The sequence below is a fragment of the Mycobacterium sp. genome (assembly GCF_046091765.1).
Taxonomy (GTDB): domain Bacteria; phylum Actinomycetota; class Actinomycetes; order Mycobacteriales; family Mycobacteriaceae; genus Mycobacterium.
In genome coordinates this window covers 57,648-67,861 of the sequence record NZ_JBJTCF010000135.1, presented here as the reverse complement: position 1 = coordinate 67,861, position 10,214 = coordinate 57,648, and the positions used below count along the sequence as shown (strand labels likewise).

The 10,214-nt window shown below is 69.1% G+C and carries 11 protein-coding genes; 4 read left to right on the top strand and 7 right to left on the bottom strand.

From position 1 onward, the window contains the following. The 4 genes from ACKOB8_RS15735 to ACKOB8_RS15720 form a co-directional block, all read right to left on the bottom strand. On the bottom strand, nt 1-908 hold a 908-nt coding region (locus ACKOB8_RS15735), incomplete at its 3' end, for an o-succinylbenzoate synthase (RefSeq protein ID WP_526378925.1). Beyond that, nucleotides 908-2,485 carry a long-chain-fatty-acid--CoA ligase gene (locus ACKOB8_RS15730; RefSeq protein ID WP_526378923.1) on the bottom strand — a complete coding sequence of 526 codons (1,578 nt, stop codon included), beginning with the start codon at nt 2,483-2,485 and terminating at the stop codon, nt 908-910. The genes ACKOB8_RS15735 and ACKOB8_RS15730, both read right to left, overlap by 1 nt. Nucleotides 2,486-2,503: 18 nt before the next feature. Next, complete coding sequence (locus ACKOB8_RS15725) at nt 2,504-4,042, bottom strand: MFS transporter (RefSeq protein WP_526378921.1); 1,539 nt, start codon at nt 4,040-4,042, stop codon at nt 2,504-2,506. 30 nt (nt 4,043-4,072) lie between these two features. Next, nucleotides 4,073-4,339, bottom strand: coding sequence for a DUF3253 domain-containing protein (locus ACKOB8_RS15720; RefSeq protein WP_526378919.1), 267 nt, complete (start codon nt 4,337-4,339; stop codon nt 4,073-4,075). Nucleotides 4,340-4,357: 18 nt separating this feature from the next. On the opposite strand from ACKOB8_RS15720, the gene fadD8 reads away from it, so the two are divergent. From fadD8 to ACKOB8_RS15700, 4 genes are read left to right on the top strand one after another with little or no spacing between them, the layout of a single operon-like run. After that, the gene (fadD8, locus tag ACKOB8_RS15715; RefSeq protein ID WP_526378917.1) at nt 4,358-5,959 is read left to right on the top strand and encodes a fatty-acid--CoA ligase FadD8; all 1,602 of its coding nucleotides are present in this window, start codon (nt 4,358-4,360) and stop codon (nt 5,957-5,959) included. A gap of 35 nt (nt 5,960-5,994) precedes the next feature. Then, a complete protein-coding gene (locus tag ACKOB8_RS15710; protein ID WP_526378915.1) occupies nt 5,995-6,909 on the top strand; it encodes a 1,4-dihydroxy-2-naphthoyl-CoA synthase in 915 nt (304 codons plus the stop codon). Between the two features lie 13 nt (nt 6,910-6,922). Next, a complete protein-coding gene (locus ACKOB8_RS15705; protein ID WP_526378913.1) occupies nt 6,923-7,786 on the top strand; it encodes an SDR family oxidoreductase in 864 nt (287 codons plus the stop codon). Nucleotides 7,787-7,795: 9 nt separating this feature from the next. Then, on the top strand, nt 7,796-8,182 hold the full coding sequence (locus tag ACKOB8_RS15700) for a VOC family protein (protein WP_526378911.1): 387 nt from the start codon (nt 7,796-7,798) through the stop codon (nt 8,180-8,182). On the opposite strand, the gene ACKOB8_RS15695 is transcribed toward ACKOB8_RS15700, so the two are convergent. Genes ACKOB8_RS15695 through ACKOB8_RS15685 form a run of 3 tightly spaced genes read right to left on the bottom strand, consistent with a single transcriptional unit; the run spans nt 8,183 to nt 10,076 of the window. Then, nucleotides 8,183-8,515, bottom strand: a complete 333-nt coding sequence (locus ACKOB8_RS15695; protein WP_526378909.1) for a DUF3349 domain-containing protein — start codon at nt 8,513-8,515, stop codon at nt 8,183-8,185. Next, nucleotides 8,515-8,835: a hypothetical protein gene (locus ACKOB8_RS15690; protein ID WP_526378907.1), complete on the bottom strand. Its 321-nt coding sequence runs from the start codon at nt 8,833-8,835 to the stop codon at nt 8,515-8,517. Before ACKOB8_RS15690 ends, ACKOB8_RS15695 begins: the two co-directional genes overlap by 1 nt. Then, nucleotides 8,835-10,076 carry an inorganic phosphate transporter gene (locus tag ACKOB8_RS15685; RefSeq protein ID WP_526378905.1) on the bottom strand — a complete coding sequence of 414 codons (1,242 nt, stop codon included), beginning with the start codon at nt 10,074-10,076 and terminating at the stop codon, nt 8,835-8,837. The genes ACKOB8_RS15690 and ACKOB8_RS15685 overlap by 1 nt, the downstream gene beginning before the upstream one ends. Nucleotides 10,077-10,214: the final 138 nt, after the last annotated feature.

Here is a 10,214-nt window from a genome sequence, read left to right as displayed (position 1 = left end):
CGGGCGGGGGCGGCGGCCAGTTCGGCCAGCCGGGCCGGGTCGGGGGCGGGAGGGTTGACGACGTCGAGGAATCCGGCACGCACGGTGAGGTCGGCGACGTCGGCGGTGAACAGCCCGCCGGTACCCAGGCCGCAGGCGTGGTCGAGTCGGGGCAGCGCGGCCGCGGCGGCCAGTCCGGCCGCGATGCCGACGGCCGAGTCGAGTGCGCTGGAGACCACCACCGGGATGTCGATCCGTTCCGCGATGTCCAGCAGGGCACGGATCCCGCCGAGGGGAGCGACTTTGAGCACCGCGATGTCGGCGGCGCCGGCGCGGACCACCGCGAGTGGATCGTCGGCGTTGCGGATGCTCTCGTCGGCGGCGATCGGCACGCTGACCCGCCGCCTGACCGCGGCCAGTTCCGGCACGGTCCGGCACGGCTGCTCGATGTACTCCAGCGGGCCATCGGCGGTCAGTGCGCGCGCCGCGGCGACCGCGTCGTCCACAGTCCAGCCGGCGTTCGCGTCGACCCGCACGGTGGGAATCACCGCGCGAACGGCATTGACCCGGTCGATGTCCTCGGCCAGTGTCTGCCCGGGTTCGGCCACCTTCACCTTGGCGGTGCGCGAGCCCGGGAATCGGGCCAGCACCTCGGCCACTTCGGTGGCGGGTACCGCGGGAACGGTCGCATTGATCGGGATGCGCTCACGGCGGGCGGGCGGAGGGGGCCGGTAGGCCGCCTCGATCCCGGCGGCCAGCCAGGGCTGGGCCTGCCCGGGCGGGTACTCCAGGAACGGCCCGAATTCACCCCACCCGCACGGGCCGTCGATCAGGGCGACCTCGCGAACGGTGATGCCGCGGAAGCGCACCCGCATGGGCAGGGCGACGACGTGCAGCCGGTCGAGCAGTTCGTCGATCGCGGGCAGCATCAGATCGCGCGGTCTTGCTTCTCCCAGTAGGGCTTGCGCAGGTCGCGCTTGAGCAGCTTGCCGGTCGGGTTGCGAGGCAGCTCCGCCACGATGTCGATGCTCTTGGGGCACTTGTACCGGGCCAGCCGCTCCCGGCACCACTCGAGGAGTTCGGGCTCGGTGGCGCTGGTTCCGGCGCTCAGTTCGACGACGGCCTTGACCGATTCGCCCCACTTCGGGTCGGGAATGCCGAACACCGCGGCGTCGAGCACCGAGGGGTGATCGGTGAGCACCCGCTCGACCTCCACCGAGTAGATGTTCTCCCCGCCGGAGATGATCATGTCCTTCAGGCGGTCCTCGACGAAGACGAAACCGTCGGCGTCGATCCGGCCGATGTCGCCGCTGCGGAACCAACCGTCGGCGGTGATCGCCTCCGCGGTGGCCTCCGGCTTGTTGTGGTAGCCCTTCATCAACTGCGGTGTGCGGAACCACAATTCACCGGCCTCCCCGGCCGCGGCGTCCTGCAGCGTGCCCGGGTCCACGACGCGAATCTCCACGTCGCGGGCCAGCTGCCCGGCGCTGACCAACCGATCCTCGTTGGCCTCGTCGCGGTGCGCCTCCGGGGTCAGCTGGGTGACCGCGCCGCACACCTCGGTCAGCCCGTACACCTGGACGAAATCGGTGTCCGGGAAGGCTTTCAGGCCGGCCTTCAGCAGGGCCGGCGGCATCGGCGAAGCCCCGTAGACGAATGTTCGCAGCTTGCGGAAGACGTTGATCGCATCCTGGCCGGCCTCGAGCACCTTGCCCAGCACGGCCGGCACCAGAAACGTGCGGGTGGCCCCCTGCAGGATCGCCATCGCCAGGGTCGGGCCGTCGGCGTCGCGGGTGATGATGGTGGGCACCCCGGCGTGGATGGCGAACTGCACGAACGATGTCCCGCCGACGTGGAAGAGCGGCATCGCCACCAGTGTCTTGTCGTCGTCGGTGAACTCGAAGGTGCCCGCGTTGAGCGTGTGCGCAATGAGATTTGCCTGGCTGAGCTTGACGCCCTTGGGATGTCCGGTGGTGCCGGAGGAGTACATGATCACGCAGACGTCGTCGGGCTGGACGTCGGCGGCGCGTCCCCGGGGCGTGGCTGCGGCCAGCATCGCCTCGTACTGATCGCCTTCGCCGCCCTCCGGGGTGAGGGCGATGACGTGCTCGACGTGGGGCAGCCGACCGCGGATCTTCTCGATGTTGCCCATCAGCTCCTCGCCGACGATGAGCAGCTTGGCGCCGGAATCGTTGATCACGTAGTCCATCTCGTCACCGGCGAGCCGGAAGTTGATGATCGCCGTCGCCGCGCCCAGCGAGGCGGCGGCCATCGTCAGCTCGATACACGCCGGGTGGTTCTTGTCCAGGAACGCCACCGCATCGCCGCGGCCGATGCCGCGCTCGGCCAGCGCACCGGCAAGTCGGCGCACCCGCTCGTTCCACTGCGACCAGGTCCAGCTGCGGCCGAGGTAGTCGAACGCGACCCCGTCGGGTCGGTGCTCGGCCCAGTAGCTCAGCCGATCGTCGAGATAGCGAGGCTCGGGAGGTCCGGAATCAGTAGCCATACCGGCAAGCGTGCCACGTCAGCCCGGCCGACTGCCGCGCTTCGGTCGAAGCAGGACCAGGGCCGCCACGATGGCCAGAGCGGGCACCACAGCCATCATCAGACTGACCTCGTGGATCGCCCGCAGCCAGCTGTCGGTGGCCTCCGACACCACCCAGCGGGCCTGCTCGGGGTCGAGCACCTCCCCACCTGCCGCCGGATTCGGAGCGCCGCCGTGGGCCACCTGCAGCGCCTCGCGGGCCTGGTACTCGGTGATCCCCGAACCCTCCAGCTTGGGGCGCCCGTCGCGCAGGAACAACGTCGTGCCGACCAATGCGAACAGCGCGGGTCCCAGCGAGTAGGCGGCCTGGCCGACCGCGGGCTTCACCGCCGAGACCGCGCCGCCGAGTTCGGGCGGGGCGCTGGACATCATGATCGTCGACTGCGGCGTCTGCACCACTGCCCCGCCGACGGCGTTGAGCGCTACGGCGATGCCGAGCACCGCGATCGGGGTCGCGGTGTCGAGCCAGACCAGCATCACCATGCCCACCAACAAGATGAGCAGTCCGGCGACGAGCACGGCCCGATCCCCGAACCGGGCGGCGGCCCGGCCCGCCGCGACGGCCGCCGCCGAGGCCACCACCATCGCCGGGATGAGCAGCAGACCGAGGACCTCGGGGGACTCCCCGCGAAGGGTGACCAGGTAGTAGGCGAACAGCAGGGTGGCCCCGCCGCCGAGGAAGTTGAACGTGGCCCCGGCCATCAGCGCGGCGTTGAACCGGCCGGAGGAGAACAGCCGCATATCCAGAGCGGGCGCCTTGGCGCGCAATTCCCAGCGTACGAAGACCGCGCCAAGTGCGATCCCCACCAGGATCAGCACGACGGCGGGAACGTTGACACCGCCCTGCAGAGCGGTGAGGCCGTAGATCAGGGCGAGCAGCGCCACGGCGATCAGCAGGACCCCCACGACGTCGAGCTTGCGCCGGTCGCGGATGGTCTCGGGAACGTAGCGCAGCGTGATCACCAGAGCTACCGCGGCCAGCACCGGGGTCACCAGAAAGCAACTGCGCCAACCGAAGTGGGTGGCCAACCAACCACCCACCGCAGGCTGGAACACCGCCAGGGCGTGACCCGCTCCCAGGTAGGCCGCGATGGCGGCCGCCCGTCGGCCCGCCGGAAACACGGCGTTGACGATCGCCAGCGACAACCCGAGCAGAAACGCAAAGCCGATTCCGAGACCGGCCCTCGCGACAAGCAGAACCGACACGTGCGGTGCAACGGCAGCCAGCACACCGAAGACGATCGACGCGTAGGCTCCCGCGGCGAACATGCGCTTCATGCCGTAGAGGTCGCCGAGCGCTCCTGCACCGAGCACCGCGGCCGCCAGGGTCAGGGTGCACAGGCAGGCCAGGAAACTCGCCGTGCTGGGACTGAAGTGCAGACCGCGGCGAATCTCGGCGAGATTGGCGGACACGGTGGTCGGATCTGCGGCGGTGACGCTGTACCCCAGTCCCATCGCCGCGATCGTCATGGTCGCGGCCAGACCGCTGACCTCAGTCTGCTTCTCCGCCTCCGGCACCCGCCGATGCTATGCCCGGGCCCGGTCCGACTAGGCCCGCTTGGCGCGGATTCGGATCGGTCCCCGCCAGGCGGCGTCGGGATCGACGGCTGCCCCGCGCTGGGTGATCTCCACCCTGCCCTCCCGGGCCAGGCTGCGCGCGGCGGTGCGGACCGGTTCCATCCACGCGCGCCAGTCCGCACCGCCCACCCTCCGCGCGGCCTCGGACGGGCAGATGCTGCTGCCCGGCCCACGGGCACCGACCAGGCTCAGGATCGCCTCGCGCGGTGTTGCGGCGCTCAGTTCGTCGTCAGCCATACCCGTAATCTGTCACTCATGACAGACGACCTGCTGCGCCACCCTCTGCACTCCGGTCATCTCACCGTCGGCGCGCTCAAGCGCAACAGGGACCGCCCGGTGCTTTTCCTGGGCGAGACAACGCTGACCGGCGGTGAACTTGCCGACCGGATCAGTCAGTACATCCAGGCCTTCGAGGCGCTGGGGGCGGGCGAAGGCAGATGCGTCGGGCTGCTGTCGCTGAACCGGCCCGAGGTGCTGATGATCATCGGCGCCGGGCAGACCCAGGGTTACCGCCGGACCGCTCTGCACCCGTTGGGATCGCTGGATGACCACGCCTACGTCCTCAACGATGCGGGCGCGACCGCGCTGATCATCGATCCGAACCCGATGTTCGTCGAGCGGGCGCTGGGGCTACTGGAGAAGGTTCCCGCGCTGGAGCGTCTTTTGACCCTCGGCCCGGTGCCGCCCGAGCTGGCCGACATCGGCATCGACCTGATCGCCGAAGCGGCCAAGTACCCGCCACAACCGTTGGCGGCAGCGGACTTACCGCCCGATCACATCGGCGGGCTGACCTACACCGGCGGCACCACCGGTAAGCCCAAGGGCGTCATCGGCACCGTCGGCAACATCACCGCGATGACGACGATCCAGCTTGCCGAGTGGGAGTGGCCGGAGCACCCGCGATTCCTGATGTGTACGCCACTGTCGCACGCCGGCGCGGCGTTCTTCACCCCGACGATCGTCAAGGGCGGCGAGATGATCGTGTTGCCGAAGTTCGACCCGGCCGAGGTGTTGGCCACCATCGAGGAACGCCGGATCACCGCCACGATGCTGGTGCCGTCGATGATCTACGCGCTGATGGACCACCCGGACTCACACACCCGCGATCTGTCGTCGCTGGAGACGGTGTACTACGGCGCCTCGGCGATGAACCCGGTCCGCCTGGCCGAGGCGATCGAGCGATTCGGGCCGATCTTCGCGCAGTACTACGGCCAGTCCGAGGCGCCGATGGTGATCACCTACCTGGCCAGGGGCGAGCACGATGCCCGGCGACTGACGTCGTGCGGGAGGCCCACGCTGTTCGCCCGGGTGGCACTGCTGGACGCCGAGGGGAATCCGGTGCCCCGGGGCGAGGTCGGTGAGATCTGCGTCTCCGGGCCGCTGCTGTGCGGCGGGTACTGGAACCTGCCGGAGGAGACCGCCAAGACCTTCTCCGGCGGGTGGCTGCACACCGGTGACCTGGCGCGGGAGGACGACGACGGTTTCTTCTACATCGTTGACCGGGTCAAGGACATGATCGTCACCGGGGGCTTCAACGTGTTTCCGCGCGAAGTCGAGGACGTGGTGGCCGAGCATCCGGCCGTCGCGCAGGTGTGTGTGATCGGCACCCCGGACGACAAGTGGGGCGAGGCGGTGACCGCGGTGGTCGTGCTGCGCCCCGATCACCCCCGAGACGAGGGGGCCGTCGCCCGGCTCACCACCGAGATCCAGGCCTCGGTCAAAGAACGCAAGGGCTCGGTCCAGTCGCCCAAGCAGGTGATCGTCGCGGACTCGGTCCCGGTCACCGCACTGGGCAAGCCGGACAAGAAGGCGGTGCGGGCGCGGTTCTGGCAGGGAGCGGGGCGCGCCGTCGGGTAGTCCGGCCCGCCGGGCGGGAGCGTACGGTCGTGGGAGTGAGCGACAACCCGTTCAACCCGGAACTCTGGCAGACCGTCGAGGGCTTCGCGGGCCTCACCGACGTCAGCTACCACCGGCATGTCCGCGATCGCGCGGCGCAGCCCACGGTGCGGGTCGCCTTCAACCGGCCCGAGGTGCGCAACGCCTTTCGCCCGCACACCGTCGACGAGCTCTACCGGGCGCTCGACCACGCCCGGATGTCCCCCGACGTCGGGGTGGTGCTGCTGACCGGGAATGGCCCTTCACCCAGGGACGGCGGCTGGGCGTTCTGTTCGGGCGGGGACCAGCGGATCCGCGGCCGCACCGGTTACCAGTACGCGAGCGGGGACACCGCGGAAACCGTCGATGCCGCCCGCGCGGGCCGGCTGCACATTCTGGAGGTGCAGCGGCTGATCCGGTTCATGCCCAAGCCGGTCATCTGTCTGGTCAACGGATGGGCCGCCGGCGGCGGTCACAGCCTGCACGTGGTGTGCGATCTGACCCTAGCCAGCCGCGAGCACGCCCGGTTCAAGCAGACCGACGCCGACGTCGGCAGCTTCGACGGCGGGTATGGCAGCGCATACCTGGCCCGTCAGGTCGGCCAGAAGTTCGCCCGGGAGATCTTCTTCCTGGGCCGTACCTACACCGCCGAGCAGATGCACCGCATGGGTGCGGTCAACGCTGTCACCGGCCACGCCGAGCTGGAGACCGAGGGCCTGCAGTGGGCCGCTGAGATCAACGCGAAATCCCCTCAGGCGCAACGGATGCTGAAATATGCGTTCAACCTCCTCGATGACGGGCTGGTCGGTCAGCAGCTCTTCGCCGGTGAGGCCACCAGGCTTGCCTACATGACCGACGAGGCCGTCGAAGGCCGCGACGCCTTCCTGGAGAAGCGCGATCCGGACTGGAGCCGGTTCCCGCGCTACTTCTGAAGACCTAGACTCGATGCCCGTGACTCCCCTGCGCCGCCGGCTCTCCGAAGCGATCTCGCTCACCGCGATGCGTCCTCCGCTGCGCATTCCCACAGCGACGCGAATCCGGCTGCGCGGCAAGCGGGTGCTGATCACCGGCGCCTCGTCCGGGATCGGAGAGGCAGGCGCGGAGGCTTTCGCCGCTGCTGGAGCAGAGGTGATCACGGTGGCGCGCCGCGCCGATCTGCTCGCAGCCCTGTCCGACCGGATCGCCGAGGCCGGCGGGACGGCCACCGCGATCCCGTGCGACCTGTCCGACCTCGACGCCGTCGACGACCTGGCCGACCTCGTCGAGCGGCGCCACGGCGGAGTGGACATCCTGGTCAACAATGCCGGCCGGTCGATTCGCCGGCCGCTGGCCGAGTCCCTGGATCGCTGGCACGACGTCGAGCGCACCATGGTGCTGAACTACTACTCGCCGCTGCGACTCATCCGCGGTCTGGCCCCCGGGATGATCGAGCGCGGCGACGGTCACATCATCAACGTCGCGACGTGGGGCGTGCTGGGCGAGGCCTCCCCGTTGTTCGGCGTCTACAACGCCTCGAAGGCGGCACTGAGCACGGTGAGCCGGGTGATCGAGACCGAGTGGTCGCGGCGCGGCGTGCACTCCACCACGCTGTACTACCCGCTGGTGGCCACCCCGATGATCGCCCCGACCAAGGATTACGAGGGCCTGCCGGCGCTGAGTCCCGCCGAAGCCGCGGAGTGGATGATCGACGCCGCCCGACGCCGCCCGGTGCGTATCGCCCCGCGCATCGGGGTCACCGCGCGGGCGGTCGACATCGTTGCTCCCGGCTTGCTCAACGGGCTGATGAAGCGCCAGCGGATCCAGCCCTAGGCTGAGGCGATGGAGATCCTGGCGAGCCGGGTGCTGTTCCGGCCGGCCGATTACCAGCGCTCGCTGTGCTTCTACCGCGACACCCTGGGATTGGCGATCGCGCGGGAGTACCCGGGCGGAACGGTGTTCTACGCCGGACAGTCACTCGTCGAGCTCGCCGGCCATGGGGCGCCCGCCGACGCGCGCGGACCTTTCCCGGGTGCGCTGTGGCTGCAGGTTCGCGACGTCTACGCGGCCGAACAGCAGCTGCACCACAGCGGTGTCACGATCACCCGTGCGGCCCGGCAGGAACCGTGGGGCCTGCACGAGATGCACGTCACCGACCCCGACGGGATCACCCTGATCTTCGTGCAGGTCCCACCGAACCACCCGCTGCGCCGCGACGCGCGGGACTGATCAGCGGCGGTCGGACGCCAGCGGCCAGCCCACCGAGGCCAGTCTCGCGGCGACTTGGCGGATCTCCTCGGGGTTGGGTTCCTTCTCGATCACCGACCGCACCGCGTCGCGGATCTGCGCCTCGGTCACCGGCGTGTCGAAGTCGCCCTCCCTGACGATCGAGGCGGCCGCCTTGACGACTTCTTCTTCCTCGAGGGTGCGCAGCAGTAGTGCCAGCAACGGGAAGTAGTCCTTCGGCGGAACCCCCTGCGGGTAACCCTCGTGGAGCCAGTCCAGGACGTTGTCAGCGATGGTGTTTTGCTGATCGACCGATCGCGGCTGTTCGATGCTCATCACTTCACAATCTGGCCGCTGGGATGGTGGGGGGCAATGCCTCCGGGCATCATCGGGAACAAATCGATGCCGAAGTGGTGGATGACGGTGGCCCGGGTGATCCAGGCCACCGCGGTGACGATCACCCACGCGACGAGCACGAACAGCAGGACGCCCAGATACTTCAGCGCGGGATTGGGTTTGTGGATGACGTGGTCGGCCTCCTCACCGCCCGCCCCGTAGGAGTAGGCCAGCATGCCCGCCGCGAAGACCGCCGGCAGACCTGCGCCGAGGAGCAGCCCGATGAACAGAACCCTGAGAATGCTTTCCAGGTAGTGCATCACACCGCCGCCTTGACCTTGGTCTCGCCGGCCCGCGCGTCGGCGGGTATCACCGAATTCGTCGAAGAGTCCCAGTCGGCGTTGACGTTGCTGTGGTCGACCTTCTGCTGCTGGGCCCGCCACCACATGTAGAAGGACAGCGCCACCAGGATCACGAAGATCGCCCCGTCACCGACCAGCGCCGAGCCGGTCAGGGTCTTCAGCGCGTAGGACAGCCAGTACGACAGCGCCCCGACCAGGGCAGCGGCCGGCAGAGTGGTCAGCCACGCCACCGCCATCCGCCCGGCGACCGCCCAGCGGACCTCCGCACCGGGCTTGCCGACACCGCTGCCCATGATCGAACCGGTCGCCACGTGGGTGGTCGACAGCGCCATGCCGGCGGCGCTGGAACTGAGGATGATCGCCGCCGAGGCCGCCTCGGCGGCCAGGCCCTGCGGCGACTCGATCTCCACCAGACCCTTGCCCAGGGTCCGGATGACCCGCCAGCCACCCAGGTAGGTGCCCAGTGCGATCGCCACCGCGCAGCTGAAGATGATCCAGAACGGCAGACCCTGCTGCTTCACGTCCCCGGTGAGGTGGCCGGTGGTGATCAGCGCCAAGGCGATGACGCCCATCGTCTTCTGCGCGTCGTTGGTGCCGTGCGAGAGCGCGACCAGCGACGCCGTGGCGATCTGGCCCCAGCGGAAGCCCTCTTCGCGGCGGCGGGCTAGCACCTTGCGGGTGATCCGGTAGACCAGCCAGGTACCGCAGGCGGCCACCAGACCGGCGATCACCGGGGCGGCGAAGGCCGGGATGATCACCTTGGCGGTCACCCCGCTCCAGTTGACCCCGCCGGTGCCCAGCGCGGCCAGTGCGGCCCCGATCAATCCGCCGAACAGCGCGTGCGACGAACTGGACGGGATACCGAAGAGCCAGGTCAGCAGGTTCCACAGGATGCCGCCGATAAGCCCGGCGAAGATGATCGTCAGACCCATCGACGCGTCGATGCCCGGCAGCAGGGTACCGGTCTTGGAGTCCTGAATCTTGAGCACCGCGGTGGTCACCGTGACCGCCACCTCGACGGACAAAAACGCCCCGACGAGGTTCAGCACACCCGCCAGCAACACAGCGGTTTTGGGCTTGAGTGCCTGGGTCGCGATCGAGGTCGCCATGGCGTTGCCGGTGTCGTGGAAACCGTTGGTGAAGTCGAAGGCCAGGGCCGTCGCGATCAGCAACACCAGGATGATGGACTCTGTGCTCACAGCAGGTCATTCTGCTGCCTGAAGGATTCCGGTGACCAGTTTGCAGCCGACGGCCAGGGGCACATGAGCAGCCTGTTTGCCGAAGCCCGGGAGATATTCATCCGTTGTTCACCCGCAGTACCCCGAGGGTTCCGGCGA